The sequence below is a fragment of the Streptomyces sp. NPDC048172 genome (assembly GCF_043202595.1).
Lineage (GTDB): Bacteria > Actinomycetota > Actinomycetes > Streptomycetales > Streptomycetaceae > Streptomyces.
Map to the genome: position 1 here is coordinate 823,314 of NZ_JBIDAT010000005.1, position 26,382 is coordinate 849,695.

The following is a 26,382-nucleotide window of genomic DNA, read 5'->3' on the forward strand; positions in this document are numbered from 1 at the left end:
CGGGAGTGCCGCTCAGGGGCGCGGGGAACTGCGCGCCCAGCCGACGCGCTACGCGCGGACTGCGACGTGCCCCGGGGGCAGCCCGGAATCAGCGCCGGGTAGAGGCTGCCCCGACTGGTGCGTCGCGGAGTGCGGCCGCGCTGTGGCCGGTCGCGCAGTTCCCCGCGCCCCTGGGGTGTGACCGGCGCGGTCGCCTCGCCCCCTGGCGGGGGCTGCAACCGGGCTGCCCCCGGGCGTACGTCGCAGCGTGCGGCCGCGTCGTGGCCGGTCGCGCAGTTCCCCGCGCCCCTTCGGGGCGCTACTCGGCGGGTTCCGAAGCGTTGAGTTCGGCGGTGAGGAAGGGGAGCATGCCACGCTCCAAGAGGGCCGAGCGCCACGCTTCGCGGGCCCGGTCGACGCCCGGCCGGTGCACCGCACGGTTACGCGCCGCCGTGATGAACATGGCCAGGACCCCGGCGGTCACGGCCACGCCCGCGACCGCCGCGCACACCCAACCGGCCGTGCCCAATGAAGCGGCGAGGCCCGCGCGGGAGCCCGTCGCGTCGAGGACGCCGCCCAGGAGCAGCAGGATGACGGCGGCGCAGGCGGTGACCGAGGGCACCAGGACGCCGAGGACGGGCAGCGCGCTACGGCGGCGGCCCCGGCGCGGGGCCGGGGAGGGCCGCCGGGCCGCCGAGCGGGCACGCGTGTACGCGGCGTACTCCTCGGCCGCCGCGGCGGCGATCCGGTCCGCGGACTCGCGCGCCCGCGCGCGCAGCAGAGACGGCTGGGCGCCGCCGCGCCGCGCGAGGGCCGTGCGGACGCGCTCCGAGCCCATCGCCTGCTGGAGCACCCGTTCGAAGTCCGGTCTGTCGCGGTCCTGGAGACGGAGAGGGCTGAGGCTCACGCGTCCCCCGGGTCAGACGTTGACGCCGAAGTCCTGGGCGATGCCCGCCAGTCCGGAGGCGTAGCCCTGGCCGACGGCGCGGAACTTCCACTCGCCGCCGTGCCGGTACAGCTCGCCGAAGACCATGGCGGTCTCGGTGGCGGCGTCCTCGGAGAGGTCGTAGCGGGCCAGCTCGGCGCCGCCCGCCTGGTTGACGACGCGGATGAACGCGTTGCTGACCTGGCCGAAGTTCTGGTTCCGGCTCTCGGCGTCGTGGATGGAGACCGGGAAGACGATCCGCTCGATGTCGGCGGGGACGGCGGCGAGGTCGACCTTGACCGACTCGTCGTCGCCCTCGCCCTCACCGGTGAGGTTGTCGCCGGTGTGCTCGACGGAGCCGTCCGGGCTCTTCAGGTTGTTGTAGAAGACGAAGTGCTGGTCGGAGACGACCTTGCCGGACGCGTTGCACAGCAGCGCGCTGGCGTCCAGGTCGTAGTCCGCGCCGGTCGTCGTGCGGACGTCCCAGCCGAGGCCGACCAGGACAGCGGTCAGCCCCGGCGCCTCCTTGCTGAGCGATACGTTGCCGCCTTTTGCGAGTGAAACTCCCACAGTCCCCTCCTGGGTCTCGGTTGCCCGGACCCTTAAATCTACATGACTGTAGAAGTTACTCGGAGGCGCCCCGTGCGGGACGGAGCAGGACCCAGGCCTGGACGGCGGCCAGCACCAGCAGCACCGCGCCCGCGGCGCCCGTGATCTGGACGCCCCTGCCGAACGCGTCGCGTGCCGCGTCCGCGAGCGCCGCGCCCGGGGCACCGCCGAGGCCGCCCGCCGTGTGCAGCGCGTTGCCGAGCGTCTCGCGGGCGCTGTCCATCGCCCCGTCGGGGACGCCGTGCACCGGGTCGAGGCTCACGCGGTAGACGGAGGAGAGCAGGCTGCCGAGGACCGCGATGCCCATCGCGCCGCCGAGCTCGATCGCGGTCTCGGAGACGGCGGAGGCGGCTCCGGCGCGCTCGGGCGGGACGGTTTCGAGCACGATGCTGTTCGTCAGCGTCATCGCCGTGGAGGCGCCCAGGCTGGTGAGGACGAAGGCGGCGGTGACCACCGCGGCCCCGTTCCCCAGCGGCAGCAGCGTCAGGGACCCGTACCCCACCGCGATGACCGCGAGACCGCCGCAGATCAGCCGCTGGACGCCGACCCGCTGGGCCGCGGCGGCGGCGAAGAACCCGGCGGCGACGGCGGCGACGGCGCCCGGCAGCAGCAGGAGCCCGCCGCGCAGCGGCGTGAGGCCCTCGGAGAGCTGCAGGTACTGCGGGAGGAAGAAGAGGGCTCCGGCCATCACGAAGACGACCAGGATGTTGGTGCCGATGGCGGCCGAGAAGCGGCGGATGGCGAAGAGCGAGACGTCGATCAGCGGGTCCGTGAGCCGCCGCTGCCGCCGTACGAACACGGCGCCGAACGCGAGCCCCGCCAGCACGAACGGGACGGCCTTCAGCTCGTCCCCGTGGGCGAAGGATTTGATCCCGTAGACGAACGGGATGACCGCGAGCAGCGTCAGCCCGGCGCTCGGCAGGTCGAACTTCCCCGGCGCGGGGTCGCGGGTCTCGGGCACCAGCAGCGGCAGCGCGAGCAGGGCCACGGCGACCAGCGGCAGGTTGATCAGGAAGACCGAGCCCCACCAGAAGTGCTCCAGCAGCACGCCGCCGAGGACCGGGCCGAGCGCGGATCCGGCGCTGAAGGCGGAGCCCCAGGCGGCGATCGCGACCAGCCGCTGCTTGTCGTCCTGGAACATGTTGCGCAGCAGCGAGAGCGTCGAGGGCATCAGCGTCGCGCCCGCGACGCCGAGCAGGACGCGGGCCGCGATCAGCGCGGCGGCGCTCGGCGCGTAGGCGGCGAGGAGCGAGGCGACGCCGAAGCCCGCGCAGCCCACCATCAGCAGCTTGCGGCGGCCGATCCGGTCGCCGAGCGTGCCCATGGTGACGAGCAGTCCGGCGAGCACGAACGAGTAGATGTCCACCAGCCACAGCAGCTGGGTGCTGGACGGCGCGAGGTCCTCGCTCAGCGCGGGCACGGCGAAGCCGAGCACGGTCAGATCGACGGAGATCAGCAGCACGGGGAGCGTGAGGACGGTGAGGCCCACCCACTCCTTCGCGGTCGCACGCGGCGGGCCGTCCCGCTCGCGGTTGTCGTGCTCCGCGTCCACGGCGGACCCGCTGGCCTCTCCCATGTGACGTGCCCTTTCGCTCTTTGTCCGAATGATGTGTACGACAGTACGCAACGCGGCGGGACGTCGCGAACGGATATCCGGTCCCCGTACTTGGACTCGCTCCGCGTGCTCCTGGACTTCTGCTCAGGTGCCTTGACCAGGGGCCGGAACGGCGAGATCAATGTCCGTGACCGCACGTCCCCGGGAAGGAAACCGCATGCAGCACACCGGACTTCGCACTGTCGCGGCAGCCGCAGCTGCTGCCGCCGTCCTCACCTCGCTCACCGGCTGCGGCTCCGACGGCGGGTCCGGGTCCAAGAACCTGACGTACTGGTCGATGTGGACCGAGAACGAGCCCCAGGCGGCCGTGCTCAAGTCCGCGATCAAGGACTTCACCAAGGACACCGGCGTCAAGGTGGACGTCCAGTGGCAGGGCCGCACGGTCATGGAGAAGCTCGCCCCGACGCTCACCACCGGCAAGGTCCCCGACCTGGTCGACCAGTCCGACGACAAGCTGTACCCCACGCTCGTACGGTCGGGCCGGGCCAAGGATCTCTCCGGGGTCTTCGACAGGCCCGCGACCGGCGAGAAGGGCAAACTCTCCTCGAAGCTCAAGATGAGCTACATGGACTACCTCCGCAAGCAGCCGGACGGTGGCAGGAAGTGGCTGGTGCCGTACGAGGTCACCGCCGTGAACCTCTGGTACGACGGCGCGGACAAGGACATGAAGGCGCCGCCGAAGACCTGGGACGAACTCCTCGACGTCTGCGCGGAGCTCAAGAAGAAGGACCGCGCCTGCATATCCGCCGACGGCGACCAGCCCGTCTACATCGGCTGGTGGCTCGACTACCTCGCCGACCGGATCGGCGGCGACGGCGTGATGAAGAAGGCCATCACCGACGACAGCGGCAAGGGCTGGGACGACCCCGCCGTCAAGGAGGCCGCCGAGAAGGTCCGTGAGCTGGTCGACAAGGGCTATCTGCTCAAGGGCTACGACGCCAGCAAGTACCCCGAGCAGCAGAACCGCTGGTCCGAGGGGAAGGCCGCGTTCAACCTCAACGGCTCCTGGCTGCCGACCGAGACCGGGAAGTTCGCGAGGAAGGGCTTCGACCCGAAGGCCGCGCCCTTCCCCTCCGCCGTCGCCGACAAGGGCGGTAAGCGGAACGCCACGGACGTACGCCTCTTCGGCTTCGCGGTGCCCAAGCAGGCCAAGAACTCCGCCGCCGCCGAGAAGTTCATCTCCTACTTCCTCGCGAAGAAGCGGCTGTCCGGCATCGCCTCCAAGGCGGGCAACATCACGCCGCGCCCCGACATCGAGGCGCCCGCGATCCTCAAGGACGTCAAGGAGCAGATGGAGTCGACGCCCTCGCGCGAGCAGATGCCGGGCTCGGTGACCGACTGGACGGACAAGGTCTTCTACCCCGCCTACAAGGAGCTGTTCTTCGGCAAGGCGAGCCCCGACCAGTTCGTCGCGAAGATCAAGAAGCTGCACACGGCCTACGCCAAGGCCCACCGCTGATGGCCGTCCTGACGGCGGGGCGCCGGGAGACCGGCCCCCCGGCGGTCACGCAGCCCCGGGACACGCCGCTCGCGATCAAGCGGCGGCGGCTGTTCTGGCCGTTCGTGGGCCCGGCCCTGGCGTTCCTCGCGCTCTTCTACATCGGCCCGCTGGGCTTCGGCATCTGGACCAGCTTCCACAAGTGGGACGGCTACTCCCCCATGGAGTGGAACGGCCTGGGCAGCTACCGGGCGCTGATCGACGACCCGTTCTTCCGTACGTCGATGCTGAACACCTTCAAGATCCTGGTCTTCGTCGGGCTCGCCGTCTTCGTGCTGGCCTTCGCGCTGACGATGGTGCTGCGCGAGATGGCGGGCCGCCGGTTCGTCCGCGCGGTGATCTTCTTCCCGCACATCGTGAACGCCATGGTCTTCGGCGTCCTCGCGGGCTTCCTCTTCAACCCGGGCGGGATGGTCAACACCGCGCTCTCCTGGATCGGCGTGGACGACCCGCCCAAGTGGCTGGGCAGCGACAACGTCTTCCTGCTGATCATGGCGACGATGGTGTGCTCGTCCACCGGCTTCTACGTCGCCATCATCATGGCCGCCGTCGACAACATCCCCGCCTACCTCTACGAGGACGCGGAGCTGGCGGGCGCCGGGTCCTTCCGCAAGTTCTGGCACATCACGCTGCCGCTGAGCTGGGACGTGGTCTCCGTCTGCGCGGTGCTGTGGACGATCAGCTCGGTGAAGGTCTTCGAGCTGGTCCTCGTCTTCGGCGGCACCTTCACCACCAACGGGCCGCCGATCGAGACCTGGACCAGCGCGCTCTACATCTACCGCAACGCGTTCACCGGCACGGACATCCCACAGTTCGGGGTGGTCTGCGCGGCGGGCATCACCAGCCTCGTACTGGTGGCCGTCTTCACCGCCCTGCTGCGCCGGCTGATGCGCCGCGACCCCGTCGAGTACTGAGGAGGCTGAGCTGTGGCAACCACGACCCCGGTGCGCGCCCGGGCGCGCCCGAACCCCGTGCGCGCCGTCGGCATCGGGCTGATCTGGCTCTTCGTCGCGCTGAGCCTGCTCCTGCTGCTGTGGATGGTGCTGACCTCGCTGCGCGGCTCGCGGGAGATCTTCGCGGACCCCTGGGGGCTGCCCGACCCGTTCCGGCTGGAGAACTACACCACGGCCTTCGACTCCGGCTTCGGCCGTGCCGCGTTCAACAGCGTGCTGGTCAGCGGCTCGGCGGCGCTCGTGTCCGTCGCGCTGGCCGCGCCCGCCGCGTACGCGCTCAGCCGCCGGCTGAACCGGATGGCGGGGCCGCTGACGATGCTCTTCATCCTCGGCCTCGGAGTGCCGGGCCAGGTGCTGCTGATCCCCGTGTTCTTCATGCTGAGCGAGGTCGGCATGGTGGACACGCTGCCGGGGCTCTTCCTGGTCTACGTCGGGATCGCGATGCCGTTCACCGTCTTCCTCCTCACCGGCTTCTTCCGCTCGCTCCCCGGCGAACTGGAGGAGGCGGCGGCGCTCGACGGTGCCTCGCCGTCCCGTACGTTCTGGCAGATCGTGCTGCCCCTCGCCCGCTCCGGGCTCATCACCGCGTTCATCCTCCAGCTCATCAACAACTGGAACGAGACGCTCTTCGCGCTCGCGCTGATGCAGAGCAACGACAACTTCACGCTGCCCCTCGTCCTGGCCCGCTTCATCGGCGAGCAGCAGTACAAGGGCGCCGACTGGGGCGGGATGTTCGCGGGGCTCTGCCTGATCGTGGCGCCGATGCTGATCATGTACGCGTGGCTGTCGCGGCGCATCATCACCGGGATGACGCTGGGGATCGGCAAATGACCGCCACGCCGGAGCGGGCGGCGGGGAACGGCTGGCCCGCCGGCGGTCCCGGCACGTTCCCGGTCACCTTTCCCCCGCGCGTTCCGTCTCCGTCGTGACAGCCCCGCACACGACGGAGACGGAACGATGCCGGATCAGCCACTGCTCCAGCCCTTCGACCTGGGCGCGCTGCGCCTGCCCAACCGCGTGGTCATGGCCCCGCTGACCAGAGCCCGCGCGACCAATCCCGGCCTGCTGCCGACCGAGCTGCACGCCGCCTACTACGCCCAGCGCGCGACCGCCGGGCTGATCGTCTCCGAGGGGGTCTGGGTCAGTGAGCGCGCCGTCGCCTTCCCTCATGTGCCGGGCCTCTTCACGGAGGAGCAGACGGTGGCCTGGCGCCGGGTCACCGGTCTCGTACGGGCGCTCGGCGGCCGTATCGTCGCCCAGCTCTGGCACGCCGGGTCCGCGTCGCCCGGGGAGATGACCGGCGCGGAGATCGCCGGGTTCGTGAAGGAGTACGCCACGGCCGCCGCGCGGGCGCGCCGCGCCGGGTTCGACGGGGTGGAGATCGCGGCCAACGGCGTCTACCCGCTGGCCCGCTTCCTCAACGCCCGCCTCAACTCCCGTACGGACGCCTACGGTCCCGACGGGGGCCGTCCCCTGCTGGACGTCGTCGACGCGGTGTGCGGCGCGTGGGACGACGGCACGCGGCGCGTCGGCGTACGGCTCTCGCCGTACTGGTCCCGGCACGACGACCCCCGTGCGGGGGAGGCCTATCCGTGGATGCCGGACGAGGCCGCGCTGTCCCGCTACGACGAGGTGGTGACCGCGCTCTCCGGGCGCCCCCTGGCGTATCTGCACCTGCGCGGTCCGGCGCCGCTGTCCGGCCCGGACGAGGCCGCGTTCGCGCGCTACCGGCGGCTGTACGACGGTCCGCTGATCGCCAATCACGGCTTCGGCCGGGAGAGCGGCAACGCGCTCGTCCGCGCCGGAACCGCCGACGCGGTCTCGTACGCCCGCCACTTCATCGCCAACCCGGACCTCGTGACCCGCCTCGCCCTCGGCCACGATCTGGCGGCGGGCGACCCCGCCCTCCATTACGAGGGCGGCGCCCGGGGCTACGTGGACCACCCGGCGTGGACGCCTGCGCCTCTCCCGCTGGCCGGATAGGGACTGCCCCTGCCCGATGCATAGCGGGCTGCGGCTGCGCGGTGGCTGGTCGCGCAGTTCCCCGCGCCCCTGAAGCCGCCCCTTCGGGGCGAGCTTCGAGGCGCTTCAGGGGCGCTTCCGGGTGCCCCATCAGGGGCGCGGGGAACTGCGCGACCGGCCACGACGCGCCCGCGGTCCGCGACGCGCCGGCAGGAGCAGCCCCTGCCCGGCACCACGACTCAGGCGCTGCCCCGGAGTACGGCGAGTTGCGCGGCGCGCAACTCCGGGCCGGGCTCGATGCCGAACTGGCCGCGCAAGGTCCGGTCGATCCGGCCGAAGAGGTCCAGCGCTTCCACACGGCGCCCGCCCTCCGCCAGAGCCAGCATCAGGCGCGCGTGCAACCCCTCGTGCAGCGGATGGCGGCGTACGAGCGGGCGGAGCTGGTCGACGGCGCGCTCGTGGTCGCCGGAGATCTCGGCGAGCTGGGCGAACCGGAGCGCGGCCGTGACCTGCCGCTGGGCGAGGGCTATCGCGCGCGGATGCTCGCGCAGCCGCGCCGAGCAGCCGCCCAGCACCGGCCCCGACCACATGCCGAGCGCGTCCGCGAGGAGCCGCGCCTCGTGCTCGGGGTCGCCCGCGGCACGCACGGCCTCCGCCTCGGCGGCCAGCTCCGCGAACTGGAGGAGGTCCAACTGCGCCGTCTCGACGCGCAGTTCGTAGCCCTGGTGGCGGCGCTCGATACGGGGGGAGCCGGTCGGCGTGTCCTGGTGCTTGGCCAGCAGGGCACGCAGCCGGGACACGTACGTATGGATGAGCTGATTGAACGAGCCCGGCGGATGCTCGCCCCAGAGCGTCTCGACGATCTCGGCGTGCGTCACGCTCTGGTTGGCGTGCAGCGCCAGAAGGCCGAGCAGGTTCTGCTGCATCGGCGTGCCCGCGTTGAGCGGGATGCCCGCGCGGACCGCGCCGAGCGGGCCGAGGACCCGCAGCAGGAAGCGGTCGTCGGCCCCGCCGGAGCCAGGCGTTCCGCCGGTGCGCGGCGCGCCGTGGTCCAGGAGTCCCGGCGCCTGGAGCGTGGCCGCCAGCCGCTCCATGGACCGCGCGCGCGGCACCCGCACGCGGCCGCGCTCGATCTCCCGGAGCGTCCGCAGGCTGACGCCGGACCGCGCGGCGAGGACGCGCTGGCTCAGCCGCGCCCTGTCCCGCGCGGTCCGGACCGCTTCTCCGAGATCGGTGGTTGTCTCACCTGGTTGTGCCCTGTCCCCGTGCTCCATCAGCTTCCTTCGATCCGTGAGCCTGATGTGTGTGATGAACCAGAGCTGGTCCACGGAGCTACTCTGCGCATATTCCACACGTTGCACATGTTTTCCGGAAGAGGCAGCTCACTCATCAAGTCCGCGCAGAGCACAAGTCGCCCTCACCGCGGCGCCGTAGCGCTGCCGGGCCCGAAACTCCCTGCGTGTGGGCGGTGTTCGGCCGACGCTCCGACGACAGCGCTCTCCCCGGAGCCGGGCGGGCCCGACTCCAGCAAGCGGGACATACGAGGACTTCCCAGGCTCTTCGCGAGTGCGATTTCCCAGCGTTCGCACAGCCTGGCGCACCGTGGTCGGAGGAGCCAATCCGCCCGGGTGTCCAACGGTGCGGTCCCGGTGCTACGAACCGTCCGTTGCGGAACCGTAGTCGCGCACTCCCTGGTGCGGCAGCCGACGCCGCCCGTCGCGGGGCATCTCGTCCGGCACCCGGCGCTCCTCGACGTCGCCGACCGGTCCCGAGTCGGGCAGCCGCGGCTGGGATCCGGGCGTCGGCGGCGTGGGTTCGCGCCGCCGGATCCTGATGCCCAGCCACACCGCGCCGACCAGCGCGACGACGACGGCCAGGCCCAGCGCCAACGGCACGGCGCCGACCAGCAGATGACGCATCACGGCCTGGTCCAGCACGGCGCTCATCGCTTGCGCGTCCATGGGCTCACCCTCCGTCCCCACGGCAGTGGCCGTGGCTCGCGGTCAGTGCACCCTGCCGGGGTTTCCGCGCACCGGGCGGGGAAACCCCGGCGGACGGGCGTCGGGTCGGCGCCTGGTCAGCCCCGTCCGCCGGGGCCGGGACCGGGGCCCGGTCCGGCGTGCGCGGGCGGCAGATAGCGCTGCCGTCCCGACGCGTCGGGCAGGAGGCGGTAGCCGTACGAGACCAGCCGGGCACGGTGCTTGCGCTCGTTGCCGCGCATCACCACGTAGCCGATGCCCAGGGTCAGCGCCAGGACGAACAAGGAGCCCACCGACACCCCCTTCGACGCCATCACCGCCAACTGCGAGGTCCCGAGCGCGACAAGGATCAGGCTCCGCAGATACGTGCCCATCCCGTCGACGGTCACCCGCGACCGCAGCTGCTCGAACGGGGTGACCACCGTCCTGGACGACTCCTGGCCGGAGGCGTGGCGCAGGATGAGCGTCGGGCCTGAGGAGTAGTCGACGGTGAACGCGTCGTAGACGTAGCCGAGTTGCTCGCCGAGCTGCGCGAGTTCGGCGAACCGCTTGGTCGAGTCCCTCCAGCTCGCGACCCTGATGACCGGCCGTCCGGCCGACGCCTGCTGCCGCAGCGACGCGGCACTCCTGCCCCCCGAGGCCTGCGCGCGCGGCGGGGGCGACGGGGGCGACGCGGGCGGTGGGGTCGCGCCGGTGGGTGGCGCGGTGGGCGCCGCTGACGGGGATGCCGACGGCGGCGCGGTCGGTGCGACGGGCGGTGTCGTCGGTGCGGCGTCCGACACCGCGTGCGGCACCGCGTGCGGCACCGCGGCCGCCGGAGCGCCGGGCAGCAGCGTGGCCCCCGCCGGGGACTCGCTGTCGAGCATGCGCGCGGCGTGCCGTCCGAGGTCGGCCAGTACCGGCGCGGGCAGCCACGGGCCCGCGTCGGGCGCTCCGTGGGGCCCCTGGCGCGGGGCCGTCCACTCGACGATCTGGGCGACCGTGGGGCGCCGTTCGGGCGCCTTCTCCAGGCAGGCGGCGACCAGGGGACGCCACTCCCCCGGTACGGCCGAGAGGTCGGGCTCGTGCTCGACCACCCGGAACAGCAGCCCGGCCTGGCCGATGTCGCTGCTGCCGAACGGCGACGAACCGCTCGCGGCGAAGGCGAGGACGCAGCCGAGCGAGAAGATGTCGCTGACCGGCCCCACCCGCTCGGCCCTGACCTGCTCCGGCGACATGAACCCCGGCGATCCGACGACCGTGCCGGTACGGGTCAGGTCACCGCCGGACGTGGCCTCCACGGCGCGGGCGATGCCGAAGTCGATGAGGCGGGGGCCGTCGACCGTCACCAGCACGTTGCCGGGCTTCACGTCCCGGTGCACCAGCCCGATGCCGTGCACCTCGTGCAGGGCGAGCCCCAGCCCGTGGGCGAGCCCGCGCAGCGACTCCGCGGGCAGCGTGCCGAAGCCCGAGGTGACCACCGAGTGCAGCGAGGGCCCCGGCACGTACTCGGTCGCCGCCCAGGGGGCCGGGGACTCGGTGTCGGAGTCGAGGACCGACGCCGCCCACTGCCCCGTGAGCCGCTGCGCCAGGCCGACCTCGCGGCGGAACCGCTCCCGGAACTCCGGCACGCGCGCCAGCTCCGGCTGCACGACCTTCACCGCGACTGTGCGTCCCCGGCTCGAACGGGCCAGGTAGACCCGGCCCATCCCGCCTTCGCCCAGGCATCCGAGCAGTCGGTACTCCCCGATGATCCGGGGCTCGCCGGGCTCCAGCTCCCTCATGAACTTCGCTGTCCCTCTCCGCGCGTCGAGTCCTGCTCCGGGCGATCCCGGACAGCGTACGACGGCGGGGCTCAGGAGTGTGAGGGAGGCAGGAGAGGGCCGAGGGGCCCGAGGTCCAGGTTGAGGTCCTCCGGGGCGAGGCCGAAGCGGGTGCGGAGCAGCGTCATCCGGTCCTCCAGGAGCATCAGCGTCATGCCGATGCGCTCCTCCTGCTCCTCCGTCAGCTCGCCGGTGTCCACGCGGCGCAGCGCCTGGCGCTCCATGAGCTGCCGCAGCAGCTCGACGACGGTCAGGATCAGGGACGCCAGGTCGCGTTCGAGGGTGTCGGGGTCGAACTTCACGCGGCGGGTCACGGCGGTCACTCCTCCCAGGGCGACGGGACGCGCTCGTTGACGGAGCTGATGAGCGCGCGCAGATCGACGCGGACCAGATCGACGTCGGCGATGCTCAGCGTGAGGCTGCCGGTGACGACGACTCCGCTGCCGATCAGCCTGTCCAGCAGGTCCACCAGCGCGATCTCGCGCTGCCTGAGCGCGGTCATGCGCGCTCCGGCACGTCGGACGACGGCGCCTCTCCGTCTTCAGGAGCGTCCGCGGGGGCGTCCACGGGGACGTCCGGGCTCTCCGCCGCGAACGAGTACGGGGCCCACGGCCCGGTGACCTCGACGCGGACGTCCGGCTCGGGCGCCGCGAGCCGGTCCAGCAGCTCCAGGAACGCCTCGCTGCGCGCGCCGGGCACGAGATAGGCGGCGTTGAGCAGATTCCGCCCGGGGGCGCCGGAGAGCTTCGGGTTCTGCGCCCGGTGCAGCCGTACGTCCTCGGCCTCGCGGGCGAGTGCGGCGTGCAGGGCGTCCGCGAGCCGCTCGGCGTCCTCCAGCGCGCTCTCGCGCGCGGTGACCTCGTTCCTGCGGCGGCGCAGGTAGTCGCGCCCGCTCACCGGCGCCGCCGACGGCTCGGGTTCCGGCTCCGCCGGGCGTTCCACGTACACCTTCACGCCCCACTCCACGCGCCCCTCCAGCCGGTCCAGCGTGCGCTGGAACCGCTCCTGGCCGTCGGCGAGCATGCGGCGTACGCCCTCGTCGTCGCGGTAGACGGTGCCGAGGCGGAGCGGCAGCGGGCAGGTGAGCCGGGTCAGCGCGTCGACGACGTCCTGGTGGGCGCGCGCGGTGCCGGAGAGCCAGTCCAGGTCCTCCAGGTGCGCGCGCAGCGGTTCCTCGGCGAAGTCGGCCTCGGGCACCAGGCTGAGGACCGCCAGCAGCCCGTCGTGCAGCAGCGTGTGCGGCACGGTGCCGTCCACTCCCCGCAGCGCGGCGGGGAGCGGCTCGTCGAACGGGCGGGTGACGGCGTAGACGTAGCGGAGTTCACCGCTCACGGGGGCTCGCCTCCTCCAGTTCCTCGACGCGGTGCCGCAGCCGCTCGTTCTCCTTGGAGAGCTCGCGGCGGCTGGCGCTGGAGCTGAGCGCGGGGTCCTCCTCCCACCAGTCGATGCCCATCTCCTTCGCCTTGTCGACGGAGGCCACGATGAGGCGGAGCTTGATGGTGAGGAGTTCGATGTCGAGCAGGTTGATGCGGATGTCGCCCGCGATGACCACGCCCTTGTCGAGCACCCGCTCCAGGATGTCCGCGAGGTTGGAGCCGTTGCGCTCGTACGGCTCGGGCAGTCGGCTCGGGGTCGTCATGCGCGGCTCTCCTCGGGCTCCTCCTCTTCTTCCTCGTCCTCGCCCTCGCCCTCGCCCTCTTCAGCCTCTTCGTCCTCTTCCTCGTCCTGGTCCTCGGAGGCGGCCGACGTCTCCTCCGGCTCCTCCTCGGACTCCTCGGGCTCCTGCTCGTCCTGCTCGTCCTGCTCCTGCTCCTCCTCCGTCGCGCCGCGCAGCGTGACGTGGCGGGCGTAGTGCTTGAGGTCGAGGCGGGCCCGGCGGCCCTGGGCGCGCCAGATGTTGCCCGTCTTCTCGAACAGGCCCTTGGGGTAGTACTCGATGACGAGCAGCACCCGCGTCAGGTTCTCGCCGAGCGCGTGGAAGGTGACGGCGCCCTTCGTCGTGCCCTTGGCGCCCTCGGAGGTCCACGCGATGCGCTCCTCCTCGGCCTCGTCGGTGATACGGGCCTTCCAGCTCCGGGTGGACCAGAAGATCTTGAGCTTCCAGTCGGAGGTGGTCTCGTCCGCGACGGCCACGTCCTGGACGCCGCGCGCGAAGGTGCTGAACTCCTCGTAGCGCGTCCACTGCTCGTACGCCTCGCGCAGGGGCACGCCCACGTCGACCTGCTCCATGATGACCGTCGGCTTCTTGCCGCCGCCCGCGCCCTTGCCCGCCTTCCCGGCCATGCCCTTGACCAGGCCGACCGCCTTGTCCTTGAGGCGGGAGGCGCCGATCTCCAGGGCGCCGCGGACGGGGCCCTTGCCCTCGACGGCCTTACGGCCGCTGTCCAGCGCCAGCTTGGCGAAGCCCGGACTGCGGCCCTCGGCCACGTCGTTGAGCTTCGAGGTGGTCGAGCCCAGCTTGCGGCCGAGGCCCACGAGCAGCCGTTCGGCCTCCGCGGTCATCAGGCCCTGGAACTCGGACCTGAGCCGGTCCGTCGCGGCTCCGTTCCGGTTCTCAGCCATCGCCGCGCCCGCCCTTCTTCGCCGCGCCCGCCTTGGCAGGCGTCTTCTTGGCCGTACCGGCCGCCTTCCGCGCGGAGTTCCCGGCCGAGCTCTTCGTCGTGCTCTTCGTCGTGCTCTTCGTCGTGCTCTTCGCCGCGCCGTTCGTGGCGCTCTTCGCGGTGCTCTTCGCCGAGCCCGCCGAGCTCTTCGCCGTGTCCTTCGTGCTCTTCGCCGTGTCCTTCGCCGTGTCGGCGCCCTCCTTGGCCGTCGACGACGCCAGCTCGCCCGCCTGCGTGACGCGGTCGCGCACGTCCAGGGTGCGGGTGTGCACGCGGTCCGCGAGGTTGTTGATCTGGCGGTCGACCAGGGCGCCCGCTGCGGCGCCCCCGACGCCGCGCAGGTCCTCGCGCAGCTGCTCGCCCAACTCCTTGAACTGCGGGTTCTTCTCCAGCAGATCGGTGGCCAGCCGCCCGATCTCGCGCGGGTTCAGCTTCATCTTCCGGCCGGCGACCATGGTCCCGACCGCGAAGGCGAGCTTGGCCTTCTTCGTACGGCCGAGGACGTATCCGCCGCCCACGGCCAGTCCCAGTACGAGCCTGTTGTTCACGTCAGTGGTCCCCAGTCCTTCAGGCGCGCGAGGAGCTCGTCCTCGCGCCGGTCGAATTCCTCTTCGTCCATCTCGCCCGCCTCGAACAGCTCGGTGATGCGGGAGAGTTCGCGCTGCACGGTGGCAGGGTCGCGGTACTGGCGCTCGGCCTCCGCCTGCACCTGCCGCAGCACCCACGCCGTGCCGCGTACGGGCGCGGCGGGAAGCAGCAGCAGCTCCTTCAGCAGTCCCATGGCTGCCGGTCCGTCAGCCGACGAAGCTGTACGGCGGCAGCGGGCCGCTCACGCGCAGTTCCAGGTGGGGCTGCGCCTTCTGGAACTCGTCGAGCGTGTTGACGAACCGCGCGACCGTCTCCCGGTCCACGAGGAACGAGTAGTTGGCGAGCCATCCCGTGCTCTCGGGCCCGGGGCTGACGTCGTCGGCGAGCGGCTGGAGGGTCTCGTGCAGCAGGCGCGCGTCCTCGGCCTCGCGCTCCTTGACGGCGTTGGCCACCTGCTCGCCGAAGCGCAGCCGCTCGTCGTAGGTGCCGCCGCCCGAGGCGCGGTTGGCCTCGCTCGCGGCGCGCAGCGCCGGGTCGTCGGCCAGCACGCGGTGCAGCACGGCCTCCTCGTCATGGGTGGCCTTGACGTTGTACTCGACGGTGTTCTCCAGCGCGTCGAGCCGCTCCCTGAAGTGGTCGGCGCGCTCGGCGAGGACCTGGGAGACGGCGCCGTCGTCGTCGGAGACGCTGCCGAACCGCATGGGCAGCACGGTCCGCCCGGCGCCCGCGTGGCCCAGCACGTCCTGGTGGGCGAGGAGTTCCTTGCGCTTGGGGGTCAGCTCCTCGGGCGCGTCGCTGACGATCGCCGCGAGGCCGGACTCCTCCACGGCCCTGACCCGGCGCTGTCCCACGCCGGTCAGCTGCTCGGGGAGCTCGGTGCCGGAGGCGCGTGTGATGCCGTAGACGTACGTGCTCACTATTCCGCTCCCTTCTTCCCCCGGGAACGGCCGGAGGTCTCCTCCTCGCGCTGGCCCTCCTCACGGGCCTGGCGGTACGCGTCGGAGACGGTCTGGGCGGCGCCGCTGAGCGCGCCCTTCGTCTTGCCGCGCGCGCCGGACTCGGTGAGTTCGCCCACCATCTCGGGCAGTCCCGGGCTCCTGTTGCGGCCGGACTCCAGGTCGAGCCGGTTGGCGGCCTCGGCGAACCGGAGATAGGTGTCGACGCTGGCCACGACGACCCGGACGTCGATCTTCAGGATCTCGATGCCGACCAGGGAGACGCGGACGAAGGCGTCGATGACCAGCCCCCGGTCGAGGACGAGCTCCAGCACGTCGTACAGATTGCCGGTGCCGCCGCCTTGCTGTGCTGTCGGAGCGACAGTCATGGGGCACGGCCCTCCTTCGTTGTGGATGATGCGGAAGAGTTCGGTTTCGTACCCTTCACGCTGAAGGTCCCGGGTATCCCGTTCGGGTCCCCGCAAACGGCGTACGCACGGGGGCAGTTCGCCCCGCGCGGTCCGCCTCGGCGCCCAGCGCCACGCGTTCCCCGGCGGTCAGGGCCGCGCGGAGCAGGGGGAAGACCTCGTGCTCCTGCTGGGCCGCGTGCTCCTGGGCCTGGCGCAGCAGCGTGCCGACGTCGCGCGCGAACGAGGCGTCGGCGGGATCGGCGCCGTCGAGCGCGCGCGCCGTCAGCGCGCGCATCGTCAGCGCGGCCTCGGCGTGCGCCGCCCGCGCGCGTGCGGCGATCCGGTCGCCGTCGGGGAGCACCCGGCGGACCACGGGGTGGAGGTGCTCCTCCTCGACGGCGGAGTGCCGCGTCAGCTCGGTCACCAACAGGTCCACCAGCTCCCGCCGCCGCCCCGGGTCGCGGGTCGCCTCGAACGCGGCGAAGATCCGCTCCACCTCGCGGTGGTCACCGGTCAGCAGCTCCAGCACGTCCGGCTTGTACGCCATGGCCGCTCCTAAGGTCCGCGGGGAGCTCGCCGGGTAACCCGGGCGGGGAGGGCGAAACGGCACCGCCGCGACCGCGGACGCGGCGGACAGCCGGATTCCGGGTAGCAGAGAGTCATGCACAGGGTTCTGCTCAGTGGGTGGTTCAGCTTTCTGCACGGCGAGGTCACGACCGGTGACGTGCTCGCCCTGCGCCGCGTGCAGGAAGTACTGCACCGCGCGGGGGTGCCGTACGACACCGCGTGGAGCCCCGTCTTCCGGCCGGGCGCGCTGCGGCTGACGGACGCCGCCCCGGAGGCGTACAGCCATGTCGTCTTCCTGTGCGGACCGCTGCAGGGGCCCGAGGTCGAGGTGCTGCACCGGCAGTTCGCCGGGTGCGTGCGGATCGCGGTGGGGACCTCGGTGCCGGACGCCGGTACGCCCGCCGCGGCGCGCTTCCACTCCGTGCTGCCGCGCGAGGCACCCGGCACCGCGCCCCCGCTCGACCTCGCGGCGCTGGCCCCCGGCACGGCGCCGGTCCCGGTGGTGGGGCTGATCCTCGGGCAGGGGCGGCACGGACAGCACGGCCACGGCCACGGCCACGGCCGCGAGGCCGTCCACGCCCTCACGCGCTGGCTCGGCGCCCAGGACTGCGCCCGGCTCCCGCTCGACACGCACCTGGACAGCGGCGACTGGCGGCTGTGCGCGCACCCCGGCCAGGTGCAGTCGCTGCTGGGACGGCTGGACACGGTCGTGACGGACCGGCCGCACGGCCTGGTCCTCGCGCTCCGCGCCGGGGTGCCGGTGCTCGCCGTCGACCCCGTGGCGGGCGGCGCGGCAGTGACGGCGCAGGCGCGGGCCTGCGACTGGCCCGCCGTGGTGGCGGCGGACCGGGTGGGGTTCGCGGAGTGCGAGCGCTGGTGGTCCTGGTGCCTGGAGGCCGGGGGGCGGCGGCTGGCGCGGGAGCGGAGCGCCGGTCTCACCCCGGCCCGTACGCACGACCGCGCGCACGAGCTGCTGTCGGTGCTGCGCGCGTTTGGCTCCGGGGAGGACGGTCACCCGGCGCTGAAGGACTGCTGAGGACGCCGGTTTCGACTCGCTTTATGTCCTTCGGATAGGCAGGTAGCAGCGGGGGTTCTTCGACTTCTACCGCGGCAGAGTGCCGCCACGTCCGCACAACGGCGGGCGTGGGGCAGCGAGTTGAGAAGGTGAGTCCAAGTGCAGGACAGCGATACGACGACGACCGTTCCTCGCGGGACCGCTCCCCGTGAGCGCGCGCGGGGCACGGCCACGGCACCCGGAGGCCGGGTGCTCGTCGTCACGACGCGGAGGCCGTCTCCGCGCCTCCCGGACGGCCCGATGAACTACATGCCGTACCGTCCGGCGGACGAGAACGATCCGGAGGCGCACATCTTCCGCGGCGAGGACTGAACGGAAGATACGGAAGATGGCGTGAGGGGCACGGCCCAGGCCGTGCCCCTCGCCCTCTCAGGTACCGCTCAGGCCAGCTCGGGGTGGCCGAAGAGCGGCGCGTAGCCGCTGGGCAGCTGGCTGATGAGCTTGTTCAGTTCACCGCCGGTCACGGTGTCCCGCACCGTGCAGCAGACCGCCTCGGCCTGCTGCCTGGCGGCTTCCGCGCTCTCCGCTCCGGTGGCCTCCCGTACCCGTTCCAGGAACTCGGCCTCCGTCCAGGTCTCCGCCCCGCCCCCGGCACGGGTGAGCGGCGCGGTCAGCTCGCCGGGGAGCTGGGCGGCGAGATGGCGCGCGGAGTTCGCCTGGAGCCGGGTACCGAGCAGCACGGCGACGGCCCCGGTGATCCGCTCTGACTCCTCCCGGTCGGTGCAGGAGGCCCGCTCCCGCACGCGGACCAGGAATTCTCCGTAAGTCATCGGCGCTGTTCCTCCTCACTGTTCGGCTGCCTCCCGCGGTACCCCGCGCGCCCGGGTTCACTCCGTACGGAGCGGGGCACCCGCCAGGTCCGTACGAGCGCGGAGGAGGGACACGGATGAGCGGCGAGCGGCAGAGCAACGGGGGCAGGTCCAAGGGCGGGGGCGGGGGCGGGAAGACGTCACGCGCGGACACGGCGGAGCTGCTCCGCACGGGCTGCGCAACCTTCGCCGAACTCACCGGGATGGAGCCCGAGTCGGTCATCTCGTTCGCACCGCGCGAGGGCGGCGGCTGGACGCTCCAGGTCGAGGTCGTCGAGCTGCGCAGGGTGCCCGACACGATGAGCCTGCTGGGCTCCTACGAACTCACCCTCGACGCCGACGGCGGCCTCACCGGCTACGCCCGCAAGGAACGCTACGAACGCGGCCGCGCCGACCCCCGCCCCCGCTCGTAGCGCCCCTCCGCGCCCTCGTCCGGGGGCAGCGTCCGCTCGCGCAGCTGCGTGGTGAGGCGGTGGGCGATCAGCAGCCAGGAGCCGAAGAGCGCGGTGGCCTCCGGGTCGTCCGTCATGCGCTGGGGCAGCTCGGTGCGCAGCCGCCGGTAGGTGGCCTCGGACGCGTGCACGGCCTCGGAGAGTTCGCGGCGTGCCGCGTCCACGTCGTCCGGGTCGCCCTCGACGACGGTACGGCGGTAGGCGCCGAGCCCGGCGGCGACCTGGCGCAGCAGCTCGGCGTACGGTCCTGTGACCCCGGAGTCGGGGATCGCCCGGTCGCGCCGCTCCTCCTGGGTCTGCACGACCACGCGCCCGAGGTCGATGAGGTGGTCGGCCAGCTTGTCGAGCGTGACCAGCACCTCCGCCGAGACGACCTCCAGCCGCCCGATCCGGTCCCGGTGCGCCCGTACAGGGTGGAAGCGGCGGCTCTCCTGGCTCCATTCGAGGGCCGAGCGCACGCCGCGGACCAGGGCGGGGAGGCGCCGGGACCGCGCGTACCAGCGGTGGGCCCGGTCGTGGTGCCAGGTCTCGTCCACGCCGTCGGCGATGGCCGTGAGGATCTCCTCGGCCTCGCACACCACGCCGCGCACGGCCTCGCGGGTGCTGCGCAGGTACTCGGGCGGCCGTACGAACGCGTTGACGCCGACCCCGACCACGGCCCCCGCGAGCGCGGCACCCGCACGCTCGCCCGCACTGACCAGCGTGACCTCGGGCGAGGCGAGGGTGAAGAGGGCGGACGTCGCACCGTAGATGCCCTGCGCGCCGAGCCGCGGCCAGTTGCCGAGGAGCAGCGTCAGGGGCAGGACCACGGCCATGGCCGCCAGCTGGTCGTCCAGCGTCCGCATCACCAGCGTGGCCAGCAGCGTGCCGACGAGGATCGCCAGGGTCTGCTGCGCCGCGTAGGCGAGGGAGCGGTAGACGGTCGACTGGACGAGGACGACCGCGACCCAGGGCGCCATGAGCGCGAGCGTGCTGTCGAGCACGAGGCGCGCGCCCGCCCAGGCGACGAGGGCGGCGAGCGCGGCCTTGAGCGACTGGAGGAACAGATCGCGCTCGCGCCCCGGCCCCGCCAGGGCGGCGCGCGCGGCACGGACGGTCCCTCGCGCTTCGTCGGACGCTCCCCGCGCCACCGCCCTCGCCCGGCCCATGGCGCTACAGGTGCCACGGAACGGGCGCCCTATGCCCGTCGGGAGGGCGTCAGCGCGTCAGGCGGAAGCGGAGGCGGCAGACCACCGCGTCCGTGTCGCGGCGCAGGGCGTGGGAGACGACGGCGCCGCGCTGGTTGTGGAGGAGGCGCTGCCACATGTGCGCGGGCTCGACCTCCGGGACGAGGACGGTGACCCGGGTCCCGGGCGTACGCGCGGCGAGCGCGGCGACGTACCCGGCGAGGGGGCGGCCCAGGGCGCGGTGCTCGGAGTGGACGAGGGTGAGCGGGACGCCGGGGTCCCACAGGGCCCAGTCGCGCAGCAGGGCCTCGGTGTGGGCGCGGTCCTCGGGGTCGGTGTGGCAGACGGTCACCGCGCGGACCTCGTCGCCGAGGGAGCGCGCGGCGGTCAGGGCCTCGCTCGTGAGCCGCGAGAGCGAGGAGACGGGGACGACGACCAGGGACCGGGAGCGGCGCGGGGGTTCGGGGACGCGGCCCAGCTCCAGCTGCGCGCCGATCCTGGCGTACGCCCGCCGCACCGCGGCGAAGACGGCGACGAGCAGCGGCAGCGCGGCGACGATCAGCCAGGCGCCCTCCTGGAACTTGGTGGCGGTGACGACGACCGCGCTCACGCCCGTGAGCAGCGCACCGAAGGCGTTGAGCGCCGCCTTGCCACGCCATCCGCGCCCACGCTCGCGGCGCCAGTGCAGCACCATGCCGGTCTGCGCGAGGGTGAAGCCGATGAAGACGCCGATGGCAAAGAGCGGCACGAGGGTGTTGGTGTCGCCGCCGGAGGCGACGAGGAGCAGCGCGGACACGGCGGCGAGCGCGAGCACCCCGTGCCGGTGCACCTGGCGGTCGGCCTTGAGGCCGAAGACGTGCGGCAGATGGTTGTCGCGGGCGAGCAGCTTGAGCAGCACGGGCAGCCCGCCGAACGAGGTGTTCGCGGAGAGGGCGAGCAGCGCCATGGTCGCGAACTGCACGACGTAGAAGCCGGTCCCGTGGCCGAGCGAGGCGTCGGCGAGCTGCGCGAGGACGGTGACGCCCTCCACGGGCTGCAGCCCGAACCGGGAGATCAGCACCGACAGCCCGATCAGCATGACGCCGAGCACCGCGCCCAGCGCGACCTCGGCGCGCTGGGCGCGGCGGACCGCGGGGGCCCGGAAGGCGGGCACGGCGTTGGCGAGGGCCTCGACGCCGGTGAGCGCCGAGCAGCCCGCGGCGAAGGCGCGGAGCAGCAGCAGCGCGCCGACGGCCGTGGCGTCCCCGGAGAGCGCCGAGGCGTGCCCGTCGGCGGCCTCGGTGCTCGCGGGCCCGTCGCGGAAGAGACCGACGCCGATAACGGTCAGGACCGAGGCCACGAACACGACCGCGGGCAGCAGGAAGACGCGGGCCGAGTCGAGGACGCCGCGCAGATTGACCCCGGTGAGCAGCGCGAGCACGCCGAGACAGAGCCAGACCCGTTCCCCGTACAGCCCGGGGAAGGCGGAGGTGAGCGCGGCGACCCCGGCGGTGACGGCGACGGCGACGTTGAGGACGTAGTCGAGGACGAGCGAGGCGGCGGCGACCAGGCTCGTACGGCGGCCGAGGTACGCCTTGGCGACCGCGTAACTGCCGCCGCCGTCCGGGAAGGCCGCGATGACCTGACGGTACGAGGCGACGAGCACGGCCAGCAGCAGGGCGATGGCGAGAGTGACGGGCAGCGTGAAGCCGAGCCCGTGCGCACCCGCGGCGGCGAGAACGAGCACGACGGCCTCGGGCCCGTAGGCGACGGACGCCATGGCATCGAGCGAGAGCGCGGCGAGCCCGGTGAGCGCGGTGAGCTTGTGCCGCGCACCCGTGCCGTCCGTGGCGCCGCCGGTGACGGTGACTGGGTCCGGCGGCTCGGTGACGGACGGGGCTGGGGCTGACATACGACCGGTCTCCTCGGGTGCGCGGGTGATGCGGAACGGTGGCGCGGATCGGTGGCGCGGCACCGTGTGTGGAACGCGCTCAGCGTGACTCGGCGCGCGGCCCCGGGCACCGTTCGCTGGCGCGTTCTTGGCGTCTTCCGGGCGGGTCTTCGCGCGGTCTTGACGCCCCTGGATGAATCCCGTCAACGCTCCGTCAGCGCCGGGCCGGGGTGCGCGGCTCGCCCGTAAGGTCCGGCGTATGGGACACAACGGACCGGCCGCCCCCGCGTGCCCGGCGCGGGACGGGCGCTGGGCGGCCGAGGTGCGCTGGGTGTCGGCGGGCACGGCCCTCCTGCTGAGCACGCTGGTCGCGGTGGACTCCCTCTACGGGCGTCTCACCTGGCAGCGCGGGGCCCTGTGGGCGGCGCTCGCGGCGCTGCTGTTCGTGGTGCTGGTGCCGCCCCGGGTCACGGCGGGCGCGGGCTGGCTCGCCTCGCGCGGGGTGCTGGGCGAGCGGCGGGTGCGTACGGACCGGCTGGTGGCGCTGCACTGGCCGGAGCTGCGGGGCGGGACGGTACGCCCCGTGGTCCTGCGGGACGAGGAGGGCACCCGGCTGGAGCTGGACGTCCAGGTCCTGACGGCGGCGCCCGCCGTCTGGCTGCTGCTCGAAGAGGGCGCCCGCGCCTCGCTCCGCCACGGCACCCTGGTCCAGGGCTCCCGCGCGCTGGAGCGGCTCGCGCTGCGCGTGGAGGAGGAGACGGCCCGCGCGGTCTTCCACGCCTCGGGCCTCACGGACGCGCTGTAAAGTCGGGGCATGACGGCAGACGAGGCACCCGCGGAGCAGGGCGCGGGCAGCGTCCGGGTGGACAGCTGGATCTGGTCCGTGCGGCTGACCAAGACCCGTTCGCAGGCCGCGACGGCGGCCCGCGCCGGGCACGTGCGGGTCAACGGGGACCGGGTGAAGGCCGCGCACCCCGTGAAGGCCGGGGACGAGGTGCGGCTGCGGCACGCGGGGCGCGAGCGGATCGTCGTCGTCCGCCGCCTGATCAAGAAGCGGGTGGGCGCCCCGGTGGCCGTCGAGTGCTACGTGGACAACAGCCCGCCGCCGCCCCCGCGCGAGGAGGCCCTCGTGGTGCCGGTGCGCGACCGGGGCGCCGGGCGCCCCACGAAGCGGGACCGGCGCGAGATGGAGCGGCTGCGCGGCGCGCCGCGGCCCGACGACCCTTCGTAGGCCCGGCCCGGCCAGCCCGGCTCTCAGGCCCGGCGGAGGTCACTCCATCAGGAAGACCCGCTCCAGCGGCGTCCACCACTCGCCCTCGGCCGCCTCGGGCACGGGCTCCTGGCAGGGGTCGGTGAGCTTCCACCACTCCTGGGTCGCCGGGTCGTCCGCGATGGCGGCGAGGTCGGCGTCCAGGTCGTCACCGTGGTACTCGAAGTAGCTGAAGAGCCTGTCGCCGAGGAGATGGATCGAGTAGTTGGCGATACGGCTGGCGCGGAGCCGCGCGAGCACCGGCTCGGGCACCTCGCGGTGCAACTCCCGGTACTCGTCGAGCTTCTCGGGGCGGACCCTGATCACCTGCGCGACGCGCCGCATGCGTTCTCCCTGGCCGTTGGGTGAGGACGCGTGGCAGCGTACCCGCGGAGGGCCCGTCCAGACAGCGCTTGCTAGACGCTTCCCGGACTCAGTCCTCCGCCTCCGTCTCAGTCCTCCGCCTCCCGGAGCCGTTCGGCGATCACGGCCGCCTGGACGCGGCGGCCCACGCCGAGCTTGGAGAGGATCGACGAGATGCGGTTCTTCACGGTCTTCTCGGCCAGGAAGAGCCGCTCGCCTATCTGCCGGTTGGTCAGCCCCTCGCCGATCAGCTCCAGCACCTCGCGCTCGCGCGGCGAGAGCCGGGCCAGCTCGGGCGGGGCCGACTGCCGCTCGCGGGCACGGATGCGGGACATCACGCGCGCTGTGGCCTGCGGGTCCAGCAGCGAGGTGCCGCTGGCGACCGTACGGATCGCGGTCAGCAGCTCGGCGCCCTTGATCTGCTTGAGCACATAGCCCGCCGCACCCGCGAGGATCGCGTCGAAGAGCGCCTCGTCGTCGTCGAAGGAGGTCAGCATCAGACAGACCAGCTCCGGCATCCGTGCCTTCAGCTCGCGGCACACCTCGATCCCTGCCTGGTCCCCGTTCTGGTCGGAACCGCCGAGCCGCACGTCCAGCACCGCGACCTGGGGCCGCAGCGCTGGAGCGCGGGCCAGCGCCTGGCGCGCGTCGGCGGCGTCACCGACGACCGTCATGTCGGGCTCCGCCTCCAGGAGGTCCCGCAGTCCTCTGCGGACGACTTCGTGGTCGTCGAGCAGGAAGACACGAATGGGAACTTCCGGATCGGGGTCGGGATCGCGGTCACGGTGAGCGTCGCGGATGTCGGTATCCGGCACTGAAGCCCTCCTCTGATCGGCGGTCACAGGGTGCGCCATGGAAGCCCTTTCGCGTAAGGGCCGTTCGGTACCCTCGGCGGAGCGCGGGTGTCCGGATGCGCCGCGTCCCGCTCCGGGGAACGCCCCCGCGCGCCCGGCCCGGAGGGGCGAGCCGGAGCAGTGCCATTTCCGGCGAAGTCCCTGCGGCGGCGGGGTGGTTGCGAAGTACACTGCGGTCCCGGGGAGCGCGGAATCGGGGCCCACGCCCGTGCCGCCGTACGGAGGTCGCATGACGGACTCTGCGGACCAGAACCAGCAAGGGATATACGGGGGCGCACTGCCTCATTTCCGGCTCGACGAGCTGCTGGAGGAGTTGCAGAACCGGCTGGACGCGGTGCGGACGACGCAGGACCGGATGCACAGTCTCCTCGAAGCCGTGCTCAATCTCGGCCGGGAGCTGGATCTGGCGCAGGTGCTGCGCCGCATCGTGCAGGCGGCGCTGGCGCTGACCAACGCGGAGTACGGGGCGCTCGGCATCATCGGCGAGGGCGGCCGGCTCAGCGACTTCCTCCCGGAGGGCATCGACGAGGAGACCGCGGCCCGTATCGGCCCGCTCCCCGAGGGGCACGGCGTGCTCGGCGAGATGATCCGCAACCCCGAGCCGCTGCGCCTCGCCGACCTCACCAAGCACCCGGCGAGCCAGGGCTTCCCCGAGCACCATCCGCCGATGCGCTCGTTCCTCGGGGTGCCCGTCCGGGTGCGCGACGAGGTGTTCGGGAATCTCTATCTGACGGAGAAGCGCGGCGGCGCGCACTTCGACGCGGACGACGAGGCGGTCGTCACCACCCTCGCCGTCGCGGCCGGTGTCGCGGTGGACAACGCGCGGCTGTACGCGGACAGCAGGCGCCGCGAGCAGTGGCTGGAAGCCCTCGGCATGATCACTCGTACGCTGCTGAGCGGGGCCTCCTCCGGCGAGGTCCTGCGGCTCATCGCCTGGCGCGCGCTGGAGGTCGCGCAAGCCGACTCGGCGTGCGTGCTGCTCCCCGACCCCGGCGCGGAGTCGCTGCGCGTGGACGTGGCGGTGGGTGAGCTGTCCAAGGAACTCGCGGGCCTGGCCGTTCCGTTCGAGAACACGCTGCCGGGGCTCGCGGCGAAGACCGGCGAGGCGGCCGTCACCTCCGACATAAGGAGCGACCCCCGCACCCACGCCTTCCCCGGCCTGCAGAGCACCCACGGCCCGACCGTGGCCGTGCCGCTGCTGGCCCAGAAGCAGGCGCCGGGCGCGCTGCGGCTCAGCCGCCAGGTGGGGCGGCGCCCCTTCACCCAGACCGAGGTCGAGCTGATCTCGGACTTCGCCGCCCAGGCGGCGCTCGCGCTCGAACTGGCCCAGCACCGCTCGGAGTCCGAGCAGCTCGCGCTGCTGCACGACCGCGACCGTATCGCGCGCGACCTGCACGACCTGGCGATCCAGCGGCTGTTCGCGACGGGGATGACGCTGCAGAGCGCGGGCCGTCTCATCGACCGCCCGGAGGCGGCCGAGCGGGTGGAGCGCGCGGTGGACGACCTCGACGAGACGATCCGGATCATCCGCTCGACCATCTTCGCGCTTCGCTCCTCGGGCGAGGGGCGCGGCGACTCGGGAACGAGCCTGCGCCGCACCATGGCCAAGACGGTCAGCGACTCGGCCGACACGCTCGGCTTCATGCCCGCGCTGCGGATGGAGGGGCCGGTCGACACCAACGTCACGCAGCGCGCCGCCGAGCAGGTGACCGCGGTGCTCGGCGAGGCCCTCAGCAACGTGGTACGACACGCGCACGCGCACCAGGTCGAGGTCTCGCTCACCGTGGACGACGACATCGAGCTGGAGGTCGCGGACGACGGGATCGGCATCGGCGACAGCCCCCAGACGGGCGGCCTGGCCAACATGCGCTCGCGCGCCGAACTCCTCGGCGGCTCCCTCCTGGTGGAGCCGGCGCCGAACCTCGCCAAGGACGGCGGGACGCACGGCACCCGCCTCCTGTGGCGCGTCCCCCTCCCCGGGGAGGAATAGCCCCACCTCGCCCGCACCGGTCATCTCAGGGCTGGGAAGGGGCTGCCCCGTGCTCTTCATTGCAGGCTGCGGGTTGTGGGTGGTTGCTCGCGCAGTTCCCCGCGCCCCTGAGGCCTCAGGGGCGCGGGGAAC

31 protein-coding genes are annotated in these 26,382 nt (G+C 72.9%); 10 read left to right on the forward strand and 21 right to left on the reverse strand.

The window, feature by feature from the left end:
• Positions 1 to 298: 298 nt before the first annotated feature.
• Genes ACGF3A_RS25460 through ACGF3A_RS25470 form a run of 3 tightly spaced genes read right to left on the reverse strand, consistent with a single transcriptional unit; the run spans position 299 to position 3,089 of the window.
• Positions 299 to 886 (reverse strand): hypothetical protein, encoded by a 588-nt coding sequence (locus ACGF3A_RS25460; RefSeq protein WP_393732592.1) that lies wholly within the window; start codon positions 884 to 886, stop codon positions 299 to 301.
• Between the two features lie 12 nt (positions 887 to 898).
• A complete protein-coding gene (locus tag ACGF3A_RS25465; protein ID WP_393732593.1) occupies positions 899 to 1,474 on the reverse strand; it encodes a TerD family protein in 576 nt (191 codons plus the stop codon).
• 55 nt (positions 1,475 to 1,529) lie between these two features.
• The gene (locus tag ACGF3A_RS25470; RefSeq protein ID WP_393732594.1) at positions 1,530 to 3,089 is read right to left on the reverse strand and encodes an MFS transporter; all 1,560 of its coding nucleotides are present in this window, start codon (positions 3,087 to 3,089) and stop codon (positions 1,530 to 1,532) included.
• A 196-nt stretch (positions 3,090 to 3,285) separates the two neighbouring features.
• On the opposite strand from ACGF3A_RS25470, the gene ACGF3A_RS25475 reads away from it, so the two are divergent.
• The 4 genes from ACGF3A_RS25475 (at position 3,286) to ACGF3A_RS25490 (ending at position 7,562) form a co-directional block, all read left to right on the forward strand.
• Positions 3,286 to 4,587, forward strand: a complete 1,302-nt coding sequence (locus ACGF3A_RS25475) for an extracellular solute-binding protein (protein ID WP_393732595.1) — start codon at positions 3,286 to 3,288, stop codon at positions 4,585 to 4,587.
• Positions 4,587 to 5,540: a carbohydrate ABC transporter permease gene (locus tag ACGF3A_RS25480; RefSeq protein WP_393732596.1), complete on the forward strand. Its 954-nt coding sequence runs from the start codon at positions 4,587 to 4,589 to the stop codon at positions 5,538 to 5,540. Before ACGF3A_RS25475 ends, ACGF3A_RS25480 begins: the two co-directional genes overlap by 1 nt.
• A 12-nt stretch (positions 5,541 to 5,552) precedes the next feature.
• Entirely contained in the window at positions 5,553 to 6,410 is an 858-nt protein-coding gene (locus ACGF3A_RS25485; RefSeq protein ID WP_393732597.1) for a carbohydrate ABC transporter permease, read from the forward strand.
• Between the two features lie 126 nt (positions 6,411 to 6,536).
• The gene (locus ACGF3A_RS25490) at positions 6,537 to 7,562 is read left to right on the forward strand and encodes an alkene reductase (RefSeq protein WP_393732598.1); all 1,026 of its coding nucleotides are present in this window, start codon (positions 6,537 to 6,539) and stop codon (positions 7,560 to 7,562) included.
• A 218-nt stretch (positions 7,563 to 7,780) separates the two neighbouring features.
• On the opposite strand, the gene ACGF3A_RS25495 is transcribed toward ACGF3A_RS25490, so the two are convergent.
• The 13 genes from ACGF3A_RS25495 to ACGF3A_RS25555 form a co-directional block, all read right to left on the reverse strand.
• Positions 7,781 to 8,869: a BTAD domain-containing putative transcriptional regulator gene (locus ACGF3A_RS25495; protein ID WP_393732599.1), complete on the reverse strand. Its 1,089-nt coding sequence runs from the start codon at positions 8,867 to 8,869 to the stop codon at positions 7,781 to 7,783.
• A 324-nt stretch (positions 8,870 to 9,193) separates the two neighbouring features.
• Positions 9,194 to 9,502: a DUF6479 family protein gene (locus ACGF3A_RS25500; protein WP_393732600.1), complete on the reverse strand. Its 309-nt coding sequence runs from the start codon at positions 9,500 to 9,502 to the stop codon at positions 9,194 to 9,196.
• 116 nt (positions 9,503 to 9,618) lie between these two features.
• Positions 9,619 to 11,283, reverse strand: a complete 1,665-nt coding sequence (locus ACGF3A_RS25505) for a serine/threonine-protein kinase (protein ID WP_393732601.1) — start codon at positions 11,281 to 11,283, stop codon at positions 9,619 to 9,621.
• A gap of 71 nt (positions 11,284 to 11,354) precedes the next feature.
• Positions 11,355 to 11,636 carry a gas vesicle protein K gene (locus tag ACGF3A_RS25510; RefSeq protein ID WP_393732602.1) on the reverse strand — a complete coding sequence of 94 codons (282 nt, stop codon included), beginning with the start codon at positions 11,634 to 11,636 and terminating at the stop codon, positions 11,355 to 11,357.
• 5 nt (positions 11,637 to 11,641) lie between these two features.
• Positions 11,642 to 11,824 carry a gas vesicle protein gene (locus tag ACGF3A_RS25515; protein WP_393732603.1) on the reverse strand — a complete coding sequence of 61 codons (183 nt, stop codon included), beginning with the start codon at positions 11,822 to 11,824 and terminating at the stop codon, positions 11,642 to 11,644.
• On the reverse strand, positions 11,821 to 12,654 hold the full coding sequence (locus ACGF3A_RS25520; protein WP_393732604.1) for a GvpL/GvpF family gas vesicle protein: 834 nt from the start codon (positions 12,652 to 12,654) through the stop codon (positions 11,821 to 11,823). Before ACGF3A_RS25520 ends, ACGF3A_RS25515 begins: the two co-directional genes overlap by 4 nt.
• On the reverse strand, positions 12,644 to 12,961 hold the full coding sequence (locus tag ACGF3A_RS25525) for a gas vesicle protein (protein WP_393732605.1): 318 nt from the start codon (positions 12,959 to 12,961) through the stop codon (positions 12,644 to 12,646). The genes ACGF3A_RS25520 and ACGF3A_RS25525 overlap by 11 nt, the downstream gene beginning before the upstream one ends.
• Entirely contained in the window at positions 12,958 to 13,884 is a 927-nt protein-coding gene (locus ACGF3A_RS25530; protein ID WP_393732606.1) for an SRPBCC family protein, read from the reverse strand. The genes ACGF3A_RS25525 and ACGF3A_RS25530 overlap by 4 nt, the downstream gene beginning before the upstream one ends.
• Complete coding sequence (locus ACGF3A_RS25535; protein ID WP_393732607.1) at positions 13,877 to 14,470, reverse strand: DNA primase; 594 nt, start codon at positions 14,468 to 14,470, stop codon at positions 13,877 to 13,879. Before ACGF3A_RS25535 ends, ACGF3A_RS25530 begins: the two co-directional genes overlap by 8 nt.
• Entirely contained in the window at positions 14,467 to 14,703 is a 237-nt protein-coding gene (locus ACGF3A_RS25540; protein WP_393732608.1) for a gas vesicle protein GvpG, read from the reverse strand. The genes ACGF3A_RS25535 and ACGF3A_RS25540 overlap by 4 nt, the downstream gene beginning before the upstream one ends.
• A 13-nt stretch (positions 14,704 to 14,716) precedes the next feature.
• Positions 14,717 to 15,427, reverse strand: a complete 711-nt coding sequence (locus ACGF3A_RS25545) for a GvpL/GvpF family gas vesicle protein (protein ID WP_393732609.1) — start codon at positions 15,425 to 15,427, stop codon at positions 14,717 to 14,719.
• Complete coding sequence (locus ACGF3A_RS25550) at positions 15,427 to 15,834, reverse strand: gas vesicle structural protein GvpA (RefSeq protein ID WP_393732610.1); 408 nt, start codon at positions 15,832 to 15,834, stop codon at positions 15,427 to 15,429. The genes ACGF3A_RS25545 and ACGF3A_RS25550 overlap by 1 nt, the downstream gene beginning before the upstream one ends.
• Before the next feature lie 55 nt (positions 15,835 to 15,889).
• Positions 15,890 to 16,402, reverse strand: a complete 513-nt coding sequence (locus ACGF3A_RS25555; protein ID WP_393732611.1) for a hemerythrin domain-containing protein — start codon at positions 16,400 to 16,402, stop codon at positions 15,890 to 15,892.
• A 114-nt stretch (positions 16,403 to 16,516) separates the two neighbouring features.
• On the opposite strand from ACGF3A_RS25555, the gene ACGF3A_RS25560 reads away from it, so the two are divergent.
• Positions 16,517 to 17,458, forward strand: a complete 942-nt coding sequence (locus ACGF3A_RS25560; protein WP_393732612.1) for a polysaccharide pyruvyl transferase family protein — start codon at positions 16,517 to 16,519, stop codon at positions 17,456 to 17,458.
• A gap of 138 nt (positions 17,459 to 17,596) precedes the next feature.
• The gene (locus tag ACGF3A_RS25565) at positions 17,597 to 17,809 is read left to right on the forward strand and encodes a hypothetical protein (protein ID WP_393732613.1); all 213 of its coding nucleotides are present in this window, start codon (positions 17,597 to 17,599) and stop codon (positions 17,807 to 17,809) included.
• A gap of 68 nt (positions 17,810 to 17,877) precedes the next feature.
• On the opposite strand, the gene ACGF3A_RS25570 is transcribed toward ACGF3A_RS25565, so the two are convergent.
• Complete coding sequence (locus tag ACGF3A_RS25570) at positions 17,878 to 18,267, reverse strand: DUF2267 domain-containing protein (RefSeq protein WP_393732614.1); 390 nt, start codon at positions 18,265 to 18,267, stop codon at positions 17,878 to 17,880.
• A gap of 116 nt (positions 18,268 to 18,383) precedes the next feature.
• Here ACGF3A_RS25570 and ACGF3A_RS25575 point away from each other — a divergent pair, with 116 nt between their 5' ends.
• Entirely contained in the window at positions 18,384 to 18,719 is a 336-nt protein-coding gene (locus tag ACGF3A_RS25575; protein ID WP_393732615.1) for a gas vesicle protein, read from the forward strand.
• On the opposite strand, the gene ACGF3A_RS25580 is transcribed toward ACGF3A_RS25575, so the two are convergent.
• A complete protein-coding gene (locus ACGF3A_RS25580; protein ID WP_393732616.1) occupies positions 18,680 to 19,906 on the reverse strand; it encodes an aromatic acid exporter family protein in 1,227 nt (408 codons plus the stop codon). The two genes, ACGF3A_RS25575 and ACGF3A_RS25580, sit on opposite strands and share 40 nt — an antisense overlap.
• A 49-nt stretch (positions 19,907 to 19,955) precedes the next feature.
• Positions 19,956 to 21,815, reverse strand: a complete 1,860-nt coding sequence (locus ACGF3A_RS25585; RefSeq protein ID WP_393732617.1) for an APC family permease — start codon at positions 21,813 to 21,815, stop codon at positions 19,956 to 19,958.
• 238 nt (positions 21,816 to 22,053) lie between these two features.
• Here ACGF3A_RS25585 and ACGF3A_RS25590 point away from each other — a divergent pair, with 238 nt between their 5' ends.
• Positions 22,054 to 22,599, forward strand: coding sequence for a hypothetical protein (locus ACGF3A_RS25590; protein ID WP_393732618.1), 546 nt, complete (start codon positions 22,054 to 22,056; stop codon positions 22,597 to 22,599).
• Between the two features lie 9 nt (positions 22,600 to 22,608).
• The gene (locus ACGF3A_RS25595; protein ID WP_393732619.1) at positions 22,609 to 23,025 is read left to right on the forward strand and encodes an RNA-binding S4 domain-containing protein; all 417 of its coding nucleotides are present in this window, start codon (positions 22,609 to 22,611) and stop codon (positions 23,023 to 23,025) included.
• Positions 23,026 to 23,064: 39 nt separating this feature from the next.
• Here ACGF3A_RS25595 and ACGF3A_RS25600 read toward each other — a convergent pair whose 3' ends face one another.
• Both ACGF3A_RS25600 and ACGF3A_RS25605 read right to left on the reverse strand, forming a co-directional pair.
• On the reverse strand, positions 23,065 to 23,388 hold the full coding sequence (locus ACGF3A_RS25600) for an L-rhamnose mutarotase (RefSeq protein WP_393732620.1): 324 nt from the start codon (positions 23,386 to 23,388) through the stop codon (positions 23,065 to 23,067).
• Positions 23,389 to 23,495: 107 nt separating this feature from the next.
• Positions 23,496 to 24,206 carry a response regulator gene (locus ACGF3A_RS25605; protein ID WP_393732661.1) on the reverse strand — a complete coding sequence of 237 codons (711 nt, stop codon included), beginning with the start codon at positions 24,204 to 24,206 and terminating at the stop codon, positions 23,496 to 23,498.
• Between the two features lie 283 nt (positions 24,207 to 24,489).
• Between ACGF3A_RS25605 and ACGF3A_RS25610 the strand changes: the two genes are divergently transcribed.
• Positions 24,490 to 26,250 carry a GAF domain-containing protein gene (locus ACGF3A_RS25610; RefSeq protein ID WP_393732621.1) on the forward strand — a complete coding sequence of 587 codons (1,761 nt, stop codon included), beginning with the start codon at positions 24,490 to 24,492 and terminating at the stop codon, positions 26,248 to 26,250.
• Positions 26,251 to 26,382 lie beyond the last annotated feature (132 nt).

Coding starts and splice junctions, on each gene's coding strand:
- ACGF3A_RS25595 (WP_393732619.1), top strand. CDS start 22,609: ATGACGGCAGACGAGGCACCCGCGGAGCAGGGCGCGGGCAGCGTCCGG.
- ACGF3A_RS25525 (WP_393732605.1), bottom strand. CDS start 12,961: ATGACGACCCCGAGCCGACTGCCCGAGCCGTACGAGCGCAACGGCTCC.
- ACGF3A_RS25505 (WP_393732601.1), bottom strand. CDS start 11,283: ATGAGGGAGCTGGAGCCCGGCGAGCCCCGGATCATCGGGGAGTACCGA.
- ACGF3A_RS25490 (WP_393732598.1), top strand. CDS start 6,537: ATGCCGGATCAGCCACTGCTCCAGCCCTTCGACCTGGGCGCGCTGCGC.
- ACGF3A_RS25480 (WP_393732596.1), top strand. CDS start 4,587: ATGGCCGTCCTGACGGCGGGGCGCCGGGAGACCGGCCCCCCGGCGGTC.
- ACGF3A_RS25500 (WP_393732600.1), bottom strand. CDS start 9,502: ATGGACGCGCAAGCGATGAGCGCCGTGCTGGACCAGGCCGTGATGCGT.
- ACGF3A_RS25590 (WP_393732618.1), top strand. CDS start 22,054: ATGGGACACAACGGACCGGCCGCCCCCGCGTGCCCGGCGCGGGACGGG.
- ACGF3A_RS25580 (WP_393732616.1), bottom strand. CDS start 19,906: ATGGGCCGGGCGAGGGCGGTGGCGCGGGGAGCGTCCGACGAAGCGCGA.
- ACGF3A_RS25560 (WP_393732612.1), top strand. CDS start 16,517: ATGCACAGGGTTCTGCTCAGTGGGTGGTTCAGCTTTCTGCACGGCGAG.
- ACGF3A_RS25470 (WP_393732594.1), bottom strand. CDS start 3,089: ATGGGAGAGGCCAGCGGGTCCGCCGTGGACGCGGAGCACGACAACCGC.
- ACGF3A_RS25575 (WP_393732615.1), top strand. CDS start 18,384: ATGAGCGGCGAGCGGCAGAGCAACGGGGGCAGGTCCAAGGGCGGGGGC.
- ACGF3A_RS25530 (WP_393732606.1), bottom strand. CDS start 13,884: ATGGCTGAGAACCGGAACGGAGCCGCGACGGACCGGCTCAGGTCCGAG.
- ACGF3A_RS25475 (WP_393732595.1), top strand. CDS start 3,286: ATGCAGCACACCGGACTTCGCACTGTCGCGGCAGCCGCAGCTGCTGCC.
- ACGF3A_RS25585 (WP_393732617.1), bottom strand. CDS start 21,815: ATGTCAGCCCCAGCCCCGTCCGTCACCGAGCCGCCGGACCCAGTCACC.
- ACGF3A_RS25555 (WP_393732611.1), bottom strand. CDS start 16,402: ATGGCGTACAAGCCGGACGTGCTGGAGCTGCTGACCGGTGACCACCGC.
- ACGF3A_RS25540 (WP_393732608.1), bottom strand. CDS start 14,703: ATGGGACTGCTGAAGGAGCTGCTGCTGCTTCCCGCCGCGCCCGTACGC.
- ACGF3A_RS25600 (WP_393732620.1), bottom strand. CDS start 23,388: ATGCGGCGCGTCGCGCAGGTGATCAGGGTCCGCCCCGAGAAGCTCGAC.
- ACGF3A_RS25610 (WP_393732621.1), top strand. CDS start 24,490: ATGACGGACTCTGCGGACCAGAACCAGCAAGGGATATACGGGGGCGCA.
- ACGF3A_RS25515 (WP_393732603.1), bottom strand. CDS start 11,824: ATGACCGCGCTCAGGCAGCGCGAGATCGCGCTGGTGGACCTGCTGGAC.
- ACGF3A_RS25550 (WP_393732610.1), bottom strand. CDS start 15,834: ATGACTGTCGCTCCGACAGCACAGCAAGGCGGCGGCACCGGCAATCTG.
- ACGF3A_RS25570 (WP_393732614.1), bottom strand. CDS start 18,267: ATGACTTACGGAGAATTCCTGGTCCGCGTGCGGGAGCGGGCCTCCTGC.